The organism is Phenylobacterium montanum (genome assembly GCF_018135625.1).
In the GTDB taxonomy this organism is placed as follows: Bacteria; Pseudomonadota; Alphaproteobacteria; order Caulobacterales; family Caulobacteraceae; genus Poindextera; species Poindextera montana.
Window position 1 is genome coordinate 786383 of record NZ_CP073078.1, and the last position, 17371, is coordinate 803753.

Here is a 17371-nt window from a genome sequence, read left to right on the forward strand (position 1 = left end):
GCTTTCGCCTGCGCCCGACCGGTTGTTGGTCGCCCCTCCCTTTTTCGACTTCCCCCTGTGACGCAGGTCGCGCCCGGCGAAATGACCGGAGGAGGTTGCCAAAGAAGGTTAGGATACGCAACCGCCTGCGCGGCTTGGGTTTGCTCAGGATCTAGGAGAGCGGGCTCAGCGCTGGACCGGCAGCCGGTGCTGGGGCGTCTGGCTGACCACCTGGATGGAGCGCACCGCGGCGGGGCCGATGATGGCGCCGGCCTCGCGCTGCATGGCCGCGCGCAGCTTGGCCTCGTCGATCCGGTTGTAGTCCCCCTTGACCACGAACGGGGTGCGATGGCCCACACGGACCAGGGCGTCGCGGAAATAGGGCTCCTTGTCCCTCAGGGCGAAGGCGTCGTAGCCGGGATTGAGCCAGACCTTGACCGAAACGAACACATAGTTGGCGATGCGCCCGTCTGCCACGACCGGCAGGGCCACAGGCGACAGGGCGACGGAATCCTCTGGCGGCGCAGGCTTGGGCGTCTCCGCCGCCAGGGCGGGCTGCATGGCGAGCAGCGCCCCGCTGAAGGCGAGCAGGATCAAGCGGCGCATGGCTTCACCCATGGGGTTGCGGCGCCCCGGCCGGGGCTCAGCCATGTCGATAGCCGGCGCGTTCCGGCGTGACAAGGCGGCCGTTCAGCCGCGTCTCCACGCCCTGCCCCGCCCCCACCCGGCCGATCCGGACCAGCCGTACGCCGGCCTCGGCGGCGGCCTGGACCAGGGCGTCTGCGCAGCTTTCCCGGGCAGTGCAGACCACCTCGTAGTCGTCACCGCCGGCGGCGAGGGCGAGGAGCCCGGCATCCCGATCGCCCTGCCCCGCCAGCCACCGGGCGGCTGGCTCGGACAGGGGCGCGTGCTCCAGGTCGAGTTCGACGGCGATGTCCGAGGCGATGGCGATGCGCCCGGCGTCGGCGATCAGGCCGTCGGACACGTCGGCGGCGGCCGTGGCGTGCCCTTTCAGCGCCGAGGCCAGGGCCAGGCGCGGCTCAGGCTTTCGATAGCGCCCGGCGAGCCAGGCCCGGTCTTCGGTCGAAAGTTCGGCCAGGCCGCCTTGAGCCGCCTTCAGGCCCAGCCAACCATCGCCGATGGTTCCGCTGACCAGCACCACGTCGCCCGGCCGCGCGCCGCTGCGCCGGACCATGCCGCCCTGGGGAACCCAGCCGAGCAAGGTCAGGCTGACGACGAAAGGCCCCGGGGTCGAGACAGTGTCTCCGCCCAGCAGGGTCAGGCCGAACCTCTGCTGGTCCTCGGCCAGGCCGCGGGCGAAGGCTTCACGCGGCGCCCAGCCGGTTCCCTTAGGCCAGGCCGTTGCTAGGAGATAGCCGTAGGGCTCGGCGCCCTTGGCCGCCAGGTCCGACAGGTTGACGCGGATCAGCTTGCCAGCCACCCCGTCCAAAGGATCGTCGGGCAGAAAGTGGACCCCCTCGACCAGGGCGTCCTTGGTGATGACGAGATCGAAGCCAGGCCTGGAAGGTACCACTGCGGCGTCGTCCAGGAGGCCCAGGGCCTCAGGCGCACCCGCCAGCGGCATCAGGCAGCGGCGGATCCAGTCGAACTCGTCGACCGGGCCTTCGTTCTGGTCAGGCCCGGACATCGCGGGCGATGGCGTCGAGGGCGCCGTTGACGAAGCCGGGCTCCGGCCCCTCGAAGAAGGACTTGGCCACCTCGACATATTCGTTGATCACCACCTCGACCGGCGCCTCGCCGTGCGCCAGTTCGAACGCCCCGGCCCGCAGAATGGCCCGCAGTGTGGCGTCGAGCCGCTCCAGCCGCCAGCCCTCGGCCAGGCGCTTGACCACCGCCTGGTCAATCTTGGCCTGCTCGGCCACCACGCCGCGCACGATCTCGGAGAAATGCTCTTCGTCCGCCGGGGCTAGGGGCGCCCCTTCGAGGTCGGCCTCGAAGCGATGGTCGGCGAATTCGCGGATCACCGCTTCCGAGCCGATGCCGGAGACTTCCATCTGGTATAGGGCCTGGACGGCGGCCAGCCGGGCGACGGTGCGGGCCTGCCTCTGCTGCGCCTTCATCGGCTGATCCCCAACAGGCGCCGGCGCAGGCCGACCATGGCCAGGCACGCGCGCGCAGCCTCGGCGCCCCGCTCGGCCAGCTTGCCGTTCACCCGCTCCCAGGCCTGGGCCTCGGTGTCGGCCGTGACAAGGCCGGCGCCGATCAGAAGGTTTCGGCCGATCGTCAGATCCATCAGTCCCCGCATGGTCTCGTGCGCCAGCACTTCATAGCGCAAGGTCTGGCCGCGGATCAGCGCGCCCAGAGCCACATAGCCGTCATAGCGCACCCCCGCGGGCCGGCTGCCGCCGACCTCGGCCTGGGCCACTGCGCCCGGCAGGTGAAAGACTCCCGGGACCGTCACCACCGAGCAGTCGGCCTTCTCGGCCTTGATCGCCGCAACGGCGCTGTCGCGCAGGGCGTCGGCCAGCGCCTCGGGGACGCCCTCGCCTCGCGCCTCGACGATCAGAATGTTGAATCGTTCCTGCAGCATCAAAACCTTGGCTGATTATTCCGCCGCGCCTTCAGCGGGCTCATCGCTGAGCCCCTCGTCGCCCAGGAACTTGGCGAAATCCTGGGTTTCGCGGAAGTCGCGATAGACCGAGGCGTAGCGGACATAGCCCACCTCGTCCAAGGACTTCAGCGCCTTCATCACCATCTCGCCGACCACGTGGGACTGCAACTCGGTCTCGCCCATGCTCTCCAGCTGGCGCACGATGCCCGAGACCATCCGTTCCAGCCGCTCGGGATCCACCGGGCGCTTTCTCAGGGCCACAGAAATCGAGCGCACCAGCTTTTCCCGGTCGAACGGCGCGCGGCGGCCCGAGCGCTTGACGATGGTCAGCTCGCGCAGTTGCACCCGCTCGAAGGTCGTGAAGCGCCCGCCGCATTCGGGGCACAGCCGCCGGCGACGGATCGCCGCCCCGTCTTCCGACGGGCGGCTGTCCTTCACCTGGCTTTCGACGTGGCCGCAGAACGGACACCGCATCTTGTGGCTCTCCCCGGGAACCGACCCCTATCGATTGTAGATGGGGAAACGCGCCGTCAAGGCCAAGACCTCTTCGCGCACCTTTGCTTCGGTGGCGGTGTTGTCCTTCTTGTCCCGCGAGAGTCCATCGACGACCTCGCCGATCCAGTGGCCGATCTGGCGGAACTCCTCCTGGCCGAAGCCGCGGGTGGTCCCGGCCGGCGTGCCGACGCGGACGCCCGATGTGATGTTGGCCGATTTAGGGTCGAAAGGGATGCCGTTCTTGTTGCAGGTGATGTAGGCCCGCTCCAGGCTGGCCTCGGTCGCCTTGCCCGACACCCCCTTCGGCTGCAGGTCGACCAGCATCAGATGGCTGTCGGTGCCTCCGGAGACGATGTTCAGCCCGGTGGCCATCAGCGAATCGGCCAGGGCCTTGGCGTTGTCGATCACGTTCTGGGCGTAGACCTTGAACTCAGGTTGCAGGGCCTCGCCGAAGGCCACCGCCTTGGCGGCGATCACGTGCATCAGGGGGCCGCCCTGAAGACCGGGGAACACGGCCGAATCGATCTTCTTGGCCAGTTCCTCGTCATTGGTCAGCACCATGCCGCCGCGCGGGCCGCGCAGGGTCTTGTGGGTGGTGGTGGTGACCACATGGGCGTGGCCGATCGGGCTGGGGAACACCCCTGCGGCGACGAGGCCGGCGAAGTGGGCCATGTCGACCATCAGGTAGGCCCCCACGCTATCGGCCACCTCGCGGAACTTGGCGAAGTCGATGTGGCGGCTGTAGGCCGAGCCGCCGGCGATGATCACCTTGGGCTTACAGGAAGCCGCGATTTCGCCGAGTGAGTCATAGTCGATGATCTGGTCCTGCTGGCGCACCGTGTAGGCCACCGGGTTGAACCACTTGCCCGACTGGTTGACCGACTTGCCGTGGGTCAGGTGACCGCCCGCCGACAGGTCCATGCCCATGAATGTGTCGCCGGGCTGCATCAGGGCCATGAACACGGCCTGATTGGCCTGCGAGCCCGAATGCGGCTGCACATTGGCGAAGTTGCAGCCGAACAGCTTCTTGGCCCGTTCGATGGCCAGGTTCTCGGCGATGTCCACGAACTCGCAGCCGCCATAGTAGCGGCGGCCCGGATAGCCCTCGGCGTACTTGTTGGTCAGGATCGAGCCCTGGGCCTCGAGCACGGCGCGCGAGACGATGTTTTCCGAGGCGATCAGCTCGATCTGGTGCTGCTGGCGGCCCAGCTCCTCGCCGATGGCGCCGAACAGTTCAGGATCGGTCTCTGAAAGGGCGCCAGAGAAAAAGGCGGCGTTCGGTTTGGCGAGCGTGGCGACGGATGCGGTCAAGGCGAGGCCCTTTCAGGCTTAAGGCGGTCAACGGCCCCTCTTTATACAGGCCCGTCCCATGATCAAAGCACGGAACGATCCACAGCTCTGATCACCTTGCGGGAACTTGGCCTCAGGTCGCGCGTTCGGATTTGGCCGAGTTCCAAAGCCGGGACCGGTCCATAGGCGTAACCGCAGAGTATCAGGGCCCCCAAGCATGATCACACAAGACCACACTGACGAGGCCGCCGACGTCCTGCGCCTCAGCGCCGAGATCGTTTCGGCCTATGTCGCCCAGAACAACGTGCCTGCTTCGAGCATCGGTACGCTCATCCATTCGGTGCATGATGCGCTCACCGGCCTCGGCGCCCCGCCGAAGGAGCCTGAACCCGAAAAGCGGAAGCCCGCCGTACCGATCAGCCGCTCGGTGCAGAGCGACTATATCGTCTGCCTGGAAGACGGAAAGCGCCTGAAGATGCTGAAGCGCTATCTGCGCTCGCGCTACGACCTCAGCCCGGAAGAATACCGGCGCAAATGGGGCCTGCCACCCGACTATCCGATGGTCGCTCCGGTCTACGCCGCCCGTCGCTCGGACTTCGCCAAGCAGATCGGCCTCGGCAAGGGCGTCCGCGGGCGCAAGGCCTGACGAGTGCGTGGTTCGAGACGCGGCGCTCTGCGCCGCTCCTCACCATGACGACTTTGGTGGAACGTCAACAAACCTCGTCATCCTGAGGAGGCCGCAAGGCGGCCGTCTCGAAGGACGCACAAGCTCCCAGCGCTCGAAGGACGCACAAGCGCCCAGCGAAAGTTCCAAGCGGCCCTGGAACTCAGGCCGCGTAACCGCCCAGGCGCTTGACGTTGCAGCGCGACCACAGCTTGTCGAGCGCGCCCACCAGGTGGTCCATCATCTCGTCGGTGTGGAACGGAGTCGGGGTGAAGCGAAGGCGCTCGGTGCCGCGCGGCACGGTCGGATAGTTGATCGGCTGCACGTAGACGCCGAAATCGGCTAGCAGCATGTCCGAGATCATCTTGCAGTGGACGGGATCGCCCACCAGCACCGGCACGATGTGGCTGACCGAAGGCATCACCGGCAGGCCGGCCTCGGCGAAGCGGCGCTTCAGGGTCGCGGCGCGCTCCTGGTGGCGGACCCGCACCTCGTTGTGCTCGCGCAGCCAACGCACGCTGGCCGCCGCGCCCGCCGACAGGGCCGGCGGCAGCGAGGTGGTGAAGATGAAGCCGGAGGCGAAGCTGCGGATGGCGTCGACGATATCGGCGTCGGCGGCGATGTAGCCGCCCATGACCCCGAAGGCCTTGCCCAGGGTGCCTTCGATGATGTCGATCTGGTCCATCACCCCGTCGCGCTCGGCGACGCCGCCGCCCTGCCGGCCGTAGAGCCCGACCGCATGGACCTCGTCCAGATAGGTCAGGGCGCCATATTTCTTGGCCAGGGCGATGGTTCCGGCGATATCCGAGATGTCGCCGTCCATGGAATAGACGCTCTCGAACGCCACCAGCTTGGGCGCGTCCGCCGGGGCATCGCGCAGCAGCGCCTCCAGATGCTCCAGGTCGTTGTGGCGGAACACCTTGTACTCGCAGCGCCCGTTGCGGATGCCGGCGATCATCGAGGCGTGGTTCAGCTCGTCAGAGAAGATGATCAGGCCGGGCAGGATCTTGGTCAGGGTCGACAGCGCCGCCTCGTTGGCCACATAGCCGGACGTGAACAGCAGGGCCGCTTCCTTGCCGTGCAGGTCGGCCAGTTCCTTCTCCAGGGCGACGTGGTAGCAGGTGGTGCCCGAGATATTGCGCGTGCCGCCCGAGCCTGAACCAGCCTCGTCGATGGCCTGGTGCATGGCCTGAGTCACGATCGGGTTCTGGCCCTGGCCGAGATAGTCGTTGGAGCACCAGACCACGACGTCGGTCTGGCTGCCGTCGGGACGGGTCCAGCGGGCCTTGGGGAACTCTCCGCGGTAGCGCTTCAGGTCGGCGAACACTCGGTAGCGGCCCTCGCTGTGGACCTGGTCGAGCGCGTTGCGAAAAGCAGCCTTGTAATCCATCGCTTCTGAATTCCCCGACATCCGCCTCAAGTTCGACGGACCCTCCATCACTGAACGGTCATCAAATCGCCGGGCCTTGTCGCACCAGAAGCCCGGCCTGTCCACATCCGGAAAGACACTTAGGGGCCCTACCGTGACGGCCCCGTCACCTTCGATATTGACGCCAAACCCAGGCGCGACAATAGGACAAAGGCGCCTTAAAGCCTGCGACAAACGAGTCTCTCCAGGTCGCTTTCGCCTCATGTCCGCGTTCCAAGCCCGCCTGACCGTCGATCTCGACGCCCTGGCCGCCAACTTCGCCCTGCTGCGGCGGCTGGCGGGCGCGGCCGAGGTCGCGCCGGTGGTCAAGGCGGGCGCCTATGGGCTCGGATCCGCGCCGGTCGCGCGCCGGCTGCAGGCCGAGGGGGCGAAGAGCTTTTTCGTCGCCCGCCTGACCGAGGGCGAGACCTTGCGCGGCGCGCTGGGCGAGGGCGCAAGCATCTACGTGCTGGACGGCTGCCCGGCCGGTTCGGCCGAGCGGCTGATCGCCTCGCGCCTGACGCCGGTGCTGAACAGCCTGGAGCAGGTCGAGGCCTGGTCGGCGGCGCGCGGCGGCCCCTGCGTGCTGCATGTCGACACGGGCCTGAACCGGCTGGGCTTGCGCAAGGACGAGGCCGAGGGTCTGGCGAAAGCGCAAAGTGCTCAAGGCGGACTTGAGATCGCCGTGATCATGAGCCACCTGAGCTGCGGCGCCAGCCACGACCACCCGATGAACCACAGACAGGCCGAGAGCTTTGCCGCCATTCGTGCGCTCTTTCCCGACGCCAGGGCCAGCCTGGCCAATTCCGGCGGCCTGTTCCACGGCGGCGGCTTCCTGCACGACCTGGTGCGGCCCGGGATCACCCTCTATGGCGGCGGCCCGTTCGACCACGCCGATCCGCGGATCGCGCCCGTGGTGACGCTGGAAGCGCCGGTGCTGCAGGTGCGCGACGTGCCGGCCGGCGAGAGCGTTGGCTATGACGGCGGCTTCACCGCGCCGCGGGCGATGAAGGTGGCGATCCTCGCCGCCGGCCACGCCGACGGCCTGTTGCGCGCCCAGAGCCCGGCGGGCTGGGCCGTCTTCGACGGACTGCGGCGGTCCTTCGTCGGCCGGGTCTCGATGGACCTGATCGCCGTCGACGTCAGCGAGGACCAAGCCCCCCGGGCCGGCGACATGGTGCAGATGATAGGCCCAGATGTCCTGATCGACGAGGTCGCAGCGGCCTCTGGCACCATCGCCTACGAGATCCTGACCCGGCTCGGCGATCGCTTCGAGACCATCTACAAGGGCGCCGTCCAGTGAACCCCGTCCGGACGATAGGCCGCATCACCCTGGACATCGTGCGCTTCACCGGCGAGGTGGCCCTGTTCGGCCTGCGCGGGATCGCGCCCCTGTTCTCGCCGCCCTGGTTCCCTCGCCAGCTGGCCCGGCAGATGATGGCGATCGGCTACCTGTCCCTGCCGGTGGTGGGCCTGACCGCGGTCTTCACCGGCGCGGCCCTGGCGCTGAACATCTATACCGGCGGCGGCCGCTTCAACGCCGAGCAGATCATGCCGCAGATCGTGGCCCTGGGGATCACGCGCGAGCTCGGGCCCGTTCTGGCGGCCCTGATGCTGGCCGGCCGCGTCTCCGCCGCCATCGCCGCCGAGCTGGGCGCCATGCGGGCGACCGAGCAGATCGACGCCATGCGCACCCTCTCCACCGACCCATTCCGCTACCTGGTGGCGCCGCGGATCCTAGCGGCGGTGATCTGCCTGCCGCTGCTGACCGTGGTCGCCGACCTGATCGGCATAGCCGGCGGCTGGCTGGTGGCGACCCGCACCCTGGCCTTCAACCCGGTAGTCTATCTGCGCAACACCGGCGACTTCCTGCAGTCCTGGGACGTGGAGTCCGGCCTGATCAAGGCGGCGGTGTTCGGCTTCATGGTCGCCCTGATGGGCTGCTATCACGGTTACAACTCCAAGGGCGGCGCCCGCGGAGTCGGCCGCGCCACCACGCTCGCCGTCGTCTCGGCGGCGGTGCTGATCTTCATGAGCGACTATCTGCTCACCACCTGGTTCTCCCGCACATGACCGCGGCTCCCAAGCTCGAGTGGCGCGGCGTGCGCATCCATCTCAGCGACCATTGGGTGCTGGACGGGCTGGACCTGTCCATCGGCGCCGGGCGCTCGCTGGTGATCATCGGCGGCTCGGGCCAGGGCAAGTCGGTGACCATCAAGATCGCCATGGGCCTGATGACGCCCGACAAGGGCCAGGTGCTGATCGACGGCGTCGACGTCACTCACGCCTCGGGGCGGGAGCGTAGCGGCCTGTTCAGCCGCTTCGGCATGCTGTTTCAGGGCGGCGCGCTGTTCGACAGCCTGACGGTCTGGGAGAACGTGGCCTTTCGCCTGATCAACGCCGACAAGGTCCCGCGCCGGGCGGCCAAGGCCCAGGCGGTGGAGGCCCTGGCCAAGGTGCGGCTGGCGGCCAGCGTCGCCGACCTCTATCCCAGCGACCTTTCAGGCGGCATGCAGAAGCGCGTGGGCCTGGCCCGCGCTATCGTCGGCTCGCCCGAGATCATTTTCTTCGACGAGCCCACCACGGGCCTGGACCCCATCACCGCCGACGCGGTCAACGAGCTGATTGTCGAGCAGGTCAAGGGCCTGGGCTGCACCGCGGTCTCGATCACCCACGACCTGGCCTCGGCCCGCAAGATCGGCGACGAGGCGGCCATGCTGCACGACGGCAAGATCGTCTGGCGCGGCCCGATGGCCGAGTTCGACCGCTCGGGCGACCCGTACGTCGAGCAGTTCATCGCCGGCCGGGCGGATGGGCCGATCAAGGCGGCGATCTGAACCGCCGGGCATTGCCGGTTGGCTATTTGCCCCCCACCTTCGCTGCGCCGCCGGGCTCGAACCCGTCGCGCGGTTCAGGGAGGAACCATGAGGATTTGCAAGATCGGGGCGGCTGCGGCCGCCTGTTTCGCCGTGCTGGCCGTGAGCGCGCCCGCAAGCGTGCTGGCGCAGCAACCCGCCGCCAAGCCCGCCGCCGAGGACACTCAGGCCGACGCCCTGACCAATCCGGCCTTCAAGCGCGCCGAGGTCCTGGCCTTCATCGGCGTCCAGCCCGGCTGGCGGGTCGCTGATATCATCGCTGGGCGGTTCACCCGCGCCTTCAGCCAGGCGGTGGGGCCGAACGGCAAGGTCTATGCGGTCGAGCCGGCCGAGATGGTGGCGCGGCACCCGGACATCATGACCATCATGAACGGGATCGCCGCCCAGCCGAGCTACGGCAACGTCGCGGTCAGCACCTCGCCGATCAACGCCCTGGTCATCCCGCCAGGGGTGGACGCGGTGTTCATCCGCCAGGACTATCACGACCTGCACGACAAGTTCATGGGGCCGGCGGACATCGCCGCCTTCAACCGCAGCGTCTTTGCGGCCCTGAAGCCGGGTGGCGTGTTGGTGGTGCTGGACCACGCGGCGGCGGCGGGGTCGGGCCTGCGCGACACCGAGACCCTGCACCGGATCGACCCAGCGGCGGTCAAGACCGAGGTGACGGCGGCCGGCTTCGTGCTGGATGGGGAAAGCGACGTTCTGGCCAATCCGGCCGACGATCACACCAAGAAGGTGTTCGACCCCTCGATCCGCGGACACACGGACCAGTTCCTGCTGCGATTCAAGAAGCCGGGGTAAATTTCAGCAATTGCACAACAAGTCCTCATCCTGAGGCGCCCGCATAGCGGGCCTCGAAGGACGCATTGGCGGCGCCGCTGCGTGCTTCGAGGCTCGCCGCTACGCGGCGAGCACCTCAGCATGAGCAGGATATGTAAGGCTCATCCCTAGCTTGGCGTCTGAGGCGCAGCAGGGGATGAGCGGAGTAGGATCACCCGACGATTTCGGCTTCCGAGAAGAACTGGCCGATTTCGAGCTTGGCGTTCTCCTGGCTGTCCGAGCCGTGGACCGAGTTCTCGCCGACCGATTCGGCGTAGAGCTTGCGGATGGTGCCCTCGGCGGCCTGGGCCGGGTTGGTGGCGCCCATGACTTCGCGGTAGCGCGCGACGGCGTTCGGGCCTTCCAGCACCTGCACCACCACCGGGGCCGAGACCATGAAGTCGACCAGTTCGCCGAAGAACGGGCGTTCCTTGTGCACCTCGTAGAAGCGCTCAGCCTGGGCGCGGCTCATGTGGATGCGCTTTTGCGCGACGATGCGCAGGCCGGCGTCTTCGATGACGGCGTTGACCTTGCCAGTCAGGTTGCGGCGGGTCGCGTCCGGCTTGATGATCGAGAAGGTGCGTTCGGTCATGGGAAGGCTCTAGGCTCACAAGGGGAGTTGGAGGAAAAAGGTCGCGGGCTTATAGCCGTGCGCTTCCTCCCCGCCAAGGCGCGCGCTTTTTTCTCATGTTGCAGATCAACGACCTCGTGTTCGACGCCTGGGGCCGCCGTTTCTTTGACGGCGCGAGCGTCACCCTGCCCCAGAACGCCAAGGTGGGGCTGGTGGGCCGCAACGGGGTGGGCAAGTCGACCCTGTTCAAGCTGATCCTGGGCCAGCTGGTCCTGGGCTCCGGCGAGATCAGGATGCCGCGGAACGCGAAGGTGGCCTCGGTTGATCAGGAGCATCCGGCGACGCCTGTCAGCCTCTTGGACACAGTGCTGGCCGCCGACGTCGAGCGCGCCGCCCTGACCGCCGAGCTGGACGTGGCCCCGCCCGAGCGCCTGGGCGAGATCTACGCCCGGCTGATCGAGATCGACGCCGACCGGGCGCCGTCGCGCGCGGCTGAGATCCTGTCGGGCCTGGGCTTCACCACCGCCGACCTCGCCCGCCCCATGGCCGAGTTCTCCGGCGGCTGGCGCATGCGCGTGGCCCTGGCTGCGGCCCTGTTCGCCGAGCCGGATCTGCTCCTGCTCGACGAGCCGACCAATTATCTCGACCTGGAAGGCGCCCTGTGGCTCGAGGCGCGGCTGAAGAAGTACCCCTACAACGCCCTGATCATCAGCCACGACCGCGAACTGCTGAACAACTCGGTCGGCTACATCCTGCATGTGCGGGAGGGCAAGCTGGACCTCTACACCGGCGGCTATGACAGCTTCGAAGAGCAGCGGGCCGAAAAGGCGCGGCTGGCCGACGCCATGCGGGCCAAGATCGAGGCCAAGCGGGCGCACATGCAGGCCTTTGTCGACCGCTTCCGCGCCAAGGCGTCCAAGGCCACCCAGGCCCAGTCGCGCCTGAAGATGCTGGCCAAGCTGCCGCCGGCGTCGGAGGTGCAATTGGAGCGCACCGCCCCCTTCACCCTGCCCTCGCCGACCCGGCCGCTGGCCCCGCCGCTGATCCGGCTGGAGGGCGTCAGCGTGGGCTATGGCGGCCCGCCGATCCTCAGGAACCTGAACCTGCGGCTCGACATCGACGACCGCATCGGCCTTCTGGGCGTCAACGGGGCCGGCAAGTCGACCTTCGCCAAGATGATCGCCGACGCCCTGCCGATCTCGCACGGCCACATGCACCGCGACCGGCGGATCAAGGTCGGCTGGTTCCACCAGCATCAGATCGAGGCCCTCGATCCCACCGACACGCCGCTGGAGATCATCCGCCGGGCCATGCCGGAGGCGTCGGAGAGCCAGCGCCGCTCCAAGCTGGCCCAGTTCGGCCTGGGCTTCGACAAGGCCGAGACCACGGTCTCCAACCTGTCCGGCGGCGAGCGGGCGCGGCTGCTGCTCAATCTCGTGGCCATGGAGGCTCCTCACCTCCTGATCCTCGACGAACCGACCAACCACCTGGACATCGACAGCCGCCGGGCCCTGCTGGACGCGCTGAACGACTACGAGGGCGCGGTGATCCTGATCACGCACGACCGCTCGCTGATGGAATTGGTGGCCGACCGGCTGTGGCTGGCCGCCGACGGGAGCATCCAGCCCTTCGACGGGGACATGGAAGACTACGCCAAGTTCGTCCTCGACCGCGCCCGAGTGGCCGCGAGAGCCCCGACCCAGGTCCAGGCCGAAGCCCCGCCAGCGCCGCCCAAGCCTGCCGCCAAGCCCGCCGTCACCGCCGCCGGGCCGCTGAAGCGTCGCCTGGAGGCCGCCGAGGTGGTGTTGGCGCGCGAGACCAAGACCCTGGCCGAAATCGACGCCGCCCTGGCGGACCCGGACCTCTATGTCCGAAACCCAGCCAAGGCCGCCGAACTCGGCCAGCGCCGGGAAAAGGTCCAGGCGGCCCTGGATAAGGCTGAACAGGCCTGGATCGAGGCGGCCGAGGCGTATGAGACGGCCAAGGCGCTGGCCTGAGGCGGTCTCACCCGCAGGTCACCGACATCACCAGCCCGGTCTGGCTGTCGAAGATGATGTTGGTCCGGTCCGGTCGGTAATCTTCCGGCATCTGGCAGGTGCTGCAGGCGACGCGGCGGCGCGAGGGGTCCACAGCCACGGGGATCTGAGTGTGCGGCTTGCCGACCAGCCAGGCGAGGTCGTGCGCGTCGCACTGTTCTTTGACCTGGGCGGTGCTGGCGATATTCGGCATCAGCGGCTTGGGGCCGGCGTCGGCGGTGGGCGCCTTGTCGTCATCGCGGCAGGCGGCGAGCGAAGCAGCGGCCAGGGCGATCAGGAGGAAGCGCCTCACGCCTGCCGCTCCCAGCCGCGCTCGGCGCCCTGGCGCCAATAGCTGACCGGCAGCCCCTGGGCCTTGAACCGCTTCCAGCGGCCGCGCGCCTCGGTCAGGGCGGCTTCGTCGCGGCCGTCGAACAGGAGGATGCAGCGCTTATAGCCGTCCAGGTCGCCGGCTTCCGCTCCGTCGATCAGGAACAGGGCGTCGGCGCCGTTGGGGTTGGCGTCATCCGTCGTCAGAACGATCGGCTGCCGCTCGGCCTGGGGCTCGTCGGCCGAACCGTGCGGCAGAAAGCTGTCCTCGCGATAGGACCACAGCCAGCCGTCCAGGTGCTCGACCCGCTCGCGCTGGCCGCAGCGGACCAGGGCCTTCCAGCCCCGGCCGAGGGTCTTCTCCAGGAGCTCGGGCAGCACCTGGTCCAGGCCACTGCGCTCCAGGTGATAGAACCAGACTTCACACGCCGCGTCAGACATGACCTGTAAGCTACTCAGTCTTCGTAGAAATCGGCGACGAGCTTGTCCAGCAGGCGCACGCCGAAGCCGGTGGCGCCATCCGGAATGGTCGGCACGGTGGAAGGCTTCTTCCAGGCGGTCGAGGCGATGTCGAGGTGAGCCCAGGGAAGCTCGTTGACGAAGCGCTGCAGGAACAGGGCCGCGGTGATCGAGCCGCCCGGCCGGCCGCCGGTGTTCTTCACATCGGCCGCCATGCTGTCGATCTGCTTCTCATAGGCCGCCGGCAGGGGCATGCGCCACAGCTGGTCGCCAGAGGCCTTGGACGCGGCCAGGAGGTTCTCGGCCAGGGAATCGTTGTTGGAATAGAGCCCGGCATAGTCGTTGCCGAGGGCGATAATGATCGCGCCGGTCAGGGTGGCGAGATCGACCATGAACTTGGGCTTGAAGCGATCCTGGCAGTACCAGAGGGCGTCGGCCAGGACGAGCCGGCCCTCGGCGTCGGTGTTGATCACCTCGATGGTCTGGCCGGACATGGAGGTGACGATGTCGCCAGGGCGCTGGGCGGCGCCGTCGGGCATGTTCTCGACGAGGCCCAGGATGCCGACGACGTTGGCCTTGGCCTTGCGCTTGGCCAGGGTGAGCATCAGGCCGGCGACGGCGCCCGCCCCGCCCATGTCCCACTTCATGTCCTCCATGCCGTCGGCGGGCTTGAGGCTGATGCCGCCGGTGTCGAAGCAGACTCCCTTGCCGACGAAGGCCACCGGCTGGGCGTTCGCATCGGCGGCGCCGTTCCAGCGCACGACCACCAGCTGGCTTTCGCGCTCGCTGCCCTGGCCGACGCCGAGGAGCGAGCCCATGCCGAGCTTCTCCATCTCGGCCTCGCCCAGAATCTCGACCACAAGGCCGTGGGCCTCTAAGGCCTTGACGCGAGCCGCGAACTCGACGGGATGAAGGATATTGGCCGGCTCCGAGACCAGGTCGCGGGTGAAGAACACGCCCTGCGCCAGGGCCGCCAGCGGGGCCCAGGCGGCTTCGGCCGCGGTCACGTCCGAGACGGCGATGCGCACGGTCTGGATGGTCGGCTTCTTCTCCGGCTTCTCCTTGGTGCGGTAACGGTCGAAGCGATAGGCGGCCAGGGTGGCGCCCAGGGCGGCGCGGGCGGCCAGATCCGCCGAATCCTCGGCCACGTCGACGGTCAGCACCTGGGCGCCGCTGGTCTTCAGCGCCTGATAGGCCTCGGCGGCGAAGGTCTCTGCCCGCTCGGCCGTCAGGTCGGAAGCCGCGCCGACCCCGATCAGCAGCACTCGCGAGGCGGCGAGGCCCGCCGGCGCGACCAGCTCCAGGCTCTTGCCCTTGGCGCCGGTGAAGGCCGCGGCCGTCATGGCGCGCGCCAGCGATCCGCCCGATGCGCCGTCCAGCCGCGCCGCCGCTGGGGACAGGGTCCCGCCGTCGAAGGCCGCCACCGCCCAGGCTCCGTCCACCGCCGCGCCCGCGCGCGCCACAAATTCGACCTGCATTCGCAACTCCTAGGCTGGGCTTCCGCGCCCTCACGCAATTGGCCAACGCCTTAGTCCGGCGCGCGGCGGTTGGCGACTCCCATCTGGCGCGTGTAGAAGGTGGCCAACCCAGTCGGGGTCCGCAATGGCCGCTCTGGCTCACTCACGCGCAGGCCCATGAGTCTCATCGAAAAATACCTGTTGCGTCAGCTCCTGGGCCCTTCGCTGCTGGCCATAGCGGCCCTCGGCGCGGTGGTGGTGCTGAGCCAGACGCTGGGCGCCCTGGACATCATCGTCAACCAGGGCCAGAGCCCATGGGTGCTGATCAAGGTGATCGCGCTCGCCCTGCCCCAGCTGATGGCCATGGTTCTGCCGATCGCCCTGTTCATCGCCGCCCTGGTGGCGCTGAACCGGCTGCATACCGAGCAGGAGATCGTGGTCTGCTTCGCCAGCGGCATGAGCCGTTGGCGAGTCATATCGCCGGCCATGCGCCTGGCGGCGGTGGCCGCGTTCCTGGCCCTGATCACCAACCTCTGGGTCGCGCCCTGGGCCGACCGGGCCATGCGGGAAGAGCTGTTCCGCGTGCGCACCGACCTGGCCGCCAGTCTGATCCATGTGGGCCAGTTCACTTCGCCCGCCGCGGGCCTGACCGTCTACGCCCAGGACAGCGACCAGAGCGGCGCCTTCCACAACCTGTTCGTCTACCAGGTCAAGCCGGAGGGCGGCGACACCACCTATCTCGCCGAACGGGGCCGCATCACCAAGCGCAACGGCCAGCCGGTGTTGGTCATGCGCGACGGCTCCAGCCAGTCGTTCAGCACGGCAGGGGTGCTGAACTACCTTAAGTTCGAAGAATATATCTTTGATTTATCGCCTTTCATGGCGAACGACGAGCTGATCCACTACAAGATTCCGGATCGGTATCTGCACGAACTGCTGTTCCCCGACCTGACCCAGGACTGGGAGCGGAAGAATCGCAAGAAGATGCTGGCCGAGGCCCACGCCCGCCTGGCCACGCCGATCTACAACCTCACCTTCATGGCCATGGCCCTGGCCGCCGTCATCGGCGGGACCTTCAGCCGGATGGGCTACGGGCGGCGGATCCTGATCGTCTGCGCCGCCGCGGCGGTGCTGCGCATGCTGGGCATCGGCGCCCAGGCTGCAGCGGCAGGTACCCCGTGGCTGAACATCCTTCAATATGCGGTCCCGATCGGAGGCCTGTGGTGGTCGATGGCGGTGCTGTTCCGCCAACGCGCGGGCCGCTTCGCCCGTCGTCGCCCCACATCGCCCCGGATGGAACTCGCCGGAGCTGAGGCATGAGGCTAAGCCTGACCCGGATCGAAAGCTACGTGCTGAGCGCCACCCTACTGGGCGTCGGCGTAGCCCTGGCCGTGATCGCGGCGGTCATCATGCTGGCCGACTTTGTCGAACTGTCGCGCACCCTGGGCGTCGGGGCCGAGCTGGGCTTCAGCCAGACACTGCGCCTGACCCTGCTGCACGCGCCTTCGGTCATCCTCCTGCTGCTGCCCTTCGCCTTCCTGTTCGGCGTGCTGGGCGCGTTCGTGAACCTGAACCGGCGCAGCGAGCTGATCGCCATGCGCGCCGCCGGCGTCTCGGCCTGGCGGTTCATCTTCCCGGCCGCGGGCGCCGCCGTCGTCATCGGCCTCGTGGCGATCACCATCTTGAACCCGGTCGCCTCGGCCCTGGCGGCGCAGTACGAGCGCGACGTCGAGGCCCTGCGCCGCGGCGCGGCGGTGGCCAGCGGCAAGGAGATCTGGCTGCGCCAGGGCGATTCCCACACCCAGATCGTGATCCACGCCCACCGTCAGGTCAGCCAGGGCGAGACCCTGGTGCTGACCGGCGTCAGCCTGTTCGTCTCCACGCCATCCAAGGACCACAAGGGCCTGGAGTTCTCGCGCCGCATCGAGGCGCAGCAGGCCAAGCTGACGCCCGGCGCCTGGCTCCTGACCGGCGCCCGCGAGGCCACGCCGGGCGCCGAGGCCCTGCGCTATGACAGCCTGACCCTGCCCACCACCCTTGAGGGGCGCACTGCGCTGGAACGCTTCACCTCACCCAAGGCCGTGCCTTTCTGGGGATTGTGGGACGCGATTTCGCGGACGGAACTGGCGGGTTTCCCGGCGACAGGCTATCGGCTGCAGTTGGACGAGCTTCTGGCGACCCCGCTGCTCCTGGCGGCGATGTCGGTGTTGGCGGCGGCGTTCTCGCTCAGGCTGATTCGGCTGGGCGGCCTGGCGGGATTGGCAGGATCGGGGGTCGCGCTTGGCTTCGTGCTGTTCTTCTTCAACCAATTCTGCCGCGCGCTCGGCGAGGCGGGGGCGATTCCGCCGATGGCGGCGGCATGGACGCCGCCCGTTCTCGCCCTTTTGTCCGGGTTCACCTTGCTTTGCTATACCGAGGACGGCTAGGCCAATGCAG

General features: G+C 68.2%; 19 protein-coding genes. 8 read left to right on the forward strand and 11 right to left on the reverse strand.

The genetic code is table 11. From position 1 onward, the window contains the following. Nucleotides 1-165 precede the first annotated feature (165 nt). Genes KCG34_RS03570 through glyA form a run of 6 tightly spaced genes read right to left on the reverse strand, consistent with a single transcriptional unit; the run spans nt 166 to nt 4279 of the window. Nucleotides 166-630, reverse strand: coding sequence for a hypothetical protein (locus tag KCG34_RS03570; protein WP_211939027.1), 465 nt, complete (start codon nt 628-630; stop codon nt 166-168). Next, nucleotides 623-1705: a thiamine-phosphate kinase gene (thiL, locus tag KCG34_RS03575; protein ID WP_376788210.1), complete on the reverse strand. Its 1083-nt coding sequence runs from the start codon at nt 1703-1705 to the stop codon at nt 623-625. Before thiL ends, KCG34_RS03570 begins: the two co-directional genes overlap by 8 nt. Beyond that, entirely contained in the window at nt 1614-2060 is a 447-nt protein-coding gene (gene nusB, locus KCG34_RS03580; protein WP_211939029.1) for a transcription antitermination factor NusB, read from the reverse strand. The genes thiL and nusB overlap by 92 nt, the downstream gene beginning before the upstream one ends. Then, on the reverse strand, nt 2057-2530 hold the full coding sequence (locus KCG34_RS03585; RefSeq protein ID WP_211939030.1) for a 6,7-dimethyl-8-ribityllumazine synthase: 474 nt from the start codon (nt 2528-2530) through the stop codon (nt 2057-2059). Before KCG34_RS03585 ends, nusB begins: the two co-directional genes overlap by 4 nt. A gap of 15 nt (nt 2531-2545) precedes the next feature. After that, the gene (nrdR, locus tag KCG34_RS03590) at nt 2546-3025 is read right to left on the reverse strand and encodes a transcriptional regulator NrdR (RefSeq protein ID WP_211939031.1); all 480 of its coding nucleotides are present in this window, start codon (nt 3023-3025) and stop codon (nt 2546-2548) included. 27 nt (nt 3026-3052) lie between these two features. Next, nucleotides 3053-4279 carry a serine hydroxymethyltransferase gene (glyA, locus tag KCG34_RS03595; protein WP_249138384.1) on the reverse strand — a complete coding sequence of 409 codons (1227 nt, stop codon included), beginning with the start codon at nt 4277-4279 and terminating at the stop codon, nt 3053-3055. A gap of 274 nt (nt 4280-4553) precedes the next feature. Here glyA and KCG34_RS03600 point away from each other — a divergent pair, with 274 nt between their 5' ends. Continuing rightward, nucleotides 4554-4982 (forward strand): Ros/MucR family transcriptional regulator, encoded by a 429-nt coding sequence (locus KCG34_RS03600; protein ID WP_211939033.1) that lies wholly within the window; start codon nt 4554-4556, stop codon nt 4980-4982. Between the two features lie 181 nt (nt 4983-5163). On the opposite strand, the gene hemA is transcribed toward KCG34_RS03600, so the two are convergent. Further along, nucleotides 5164-6390 (reverse strand): 5-aminolevulinate synthase, encoded by a 1227-nt coding sequence (gene hemA, locus KCG34_RS03605; protein ID WP_211939034.1) that lies wholly within the window; start codon nt 6388-6390, stop codon nt 5164-5166. Between the two features lie 241 nt (nt 6391-6631). Between hemA and alr the strand changes: the two genes are divergently transcribed. The 4 genes from alr (at nt 6632) to KCG34_RS03625 (ending at nt 10085) form a co-directional block, all read left to right on the forward strand. Next, nucleotides 6632-7711: an alanine racemase gene (gene alr / locus KCG34_RS03610; protein WP_211939035.1), complete on the forward strand. Its 1080-nt coding sequence runs from the start codon at nt 6632-6634 to the stop codon at nt 7709-7711. Further along, a complete protein-coding gene (locus tag KCG34_RS03615) occupies nt 7708-8481 on the forward strand; it encodes an MlaE family ABC transporter permease (RefSeq protein ID WP_211939036.1) in 774 nt (257 codons plus the stop codon). The genes alr and KCG34_RS03615 overlap by 4 nt, the downstream gene beginning before the upstream one ends. Further along, entirely contained in the window at nt 8478-9245 is a 768-nt protein-coding gene (locus KCG34_RS03620) for an ABC transporter ATP-binding protein (protein ID WP_211939037.1), read from the forward strand. Before KCG34_RS03615 ends, KCG34_RS03620 begins: the two co-directional genes overlap by 4 nt. Nucleotides 9246-9332: 87 nt before the next feature. Then, nucleotides 9333-10085, forward strand: a complete 753-nt coding sequence (locus tag KCG34_RS03625; protein ID WP_211939038.1) for a class I SAM-dependent methyltransferase — start codon at nt 9333-9335, stop codon at nt 10083-10085. A gap of 190 nt (nt 10086-10275) precedes the next feature. Here KCG34_RS03625 and ndk read toward each other — a convergent pair whose 3' ends face one another. Further along, a complete protein-coding gene (gene ndk, locus KCG34_RS03630; protein WP_211939039.1) occupies nt 10276-10695 on the reverse strand; it encodes a nucleoside-diphosphate kinase in 420 nt (139 codons plus the stop codon). A 95-nt stretch (nt 10696-10790) separates the two neighbouring features. Here ndk and KCG34_RS03635 point away from each other — a divergent pair, with 95 nt between their 5' ends. Next, nucleotides 10791-12671 carry an ABC-F family ATP-binding cassette domain-containing protein gene (locus KCG34_RS03635; RefSeq protein ID WP_211939040.1) on the forward strand — a complete coding sequence of 627 codons (1881 nt, stop codon included), beginning with the start codon at nt 10791-10793 and terminating at the stop codon, nt 12669-12671. Between the two features lie 7 nt (nt 12672-12678). On the opposite strand, the gene KCG34_RS03640 is transcribed toward KCG34_RS03635, so the two are convergent. The 3 genes from KCG34_RS03640 to KCG34_RS03650 are packed head-to-tail and all read right to left on the reverse strand — an operon-like array spanning nt 12679 to nt 14956. After that, a complete protein-coding gene (locus KCG34_RS03640; RefSeq protein WP_249138204.1) occupies nt 12679-13002 on the reverse strand; it encodes a proteinase inhibitor i78 in 324 nt (107 codons plus the stop codon). Beyond that, on the reverse strand, nt 12999-13460 hold the full coding sequence (locus KCG34_RS03645) for a DNA polymerase III subunit chi (protein WP_211939041.1): 462 nt from the start codon (nt 13458-13460) through the stop codon (nt 12999-13001). The genes KCG34_RS03640 and KCG34_RS03645 overlap by 4 nt, the downstream gene beginning before the upstream one ends. Nucleotides 13461-13474: 14 nt before the next feature. Then, a complete protein-coding gene (locus tag KCG34_RS03650; protein ID WP_211939042.1) occupies nt 13475-14956 on the reverse strand; it encodes a leucyl aminopeptidase in 1482 nt (493 codons plus the stop codon). A gap of 156 nt (nt 14957-15112) precedes the next feature. Here KCG34_RS03650 and lptF point away from each other — a divergent pair, with 156 nt between their 5' ends. Next, entirely contained in the window at nt 15113-16255 is a 1143-nt protein-coding gene (gene lptF, locus KCG34_RS03655; RefSeq protein WP_211939043.1) for an LPS export ABC transporter permease LptF, read from the forward strand. After that, a complete protein-coding gene (locus tag KCG34_RS03660; protein WP_211939044.1) occupies nt 16252-17361 on the forward strand; it encodes an LptF/LptG family permease in 1110 nt (369 codons plus the stop codon). The genes lptF and KCG34_RS03660 overlap by 4 nt, the downstream gene beginning before the upstream one ends. Nucleotides 17362-17371: the final 10 nt, after the last annotated feature.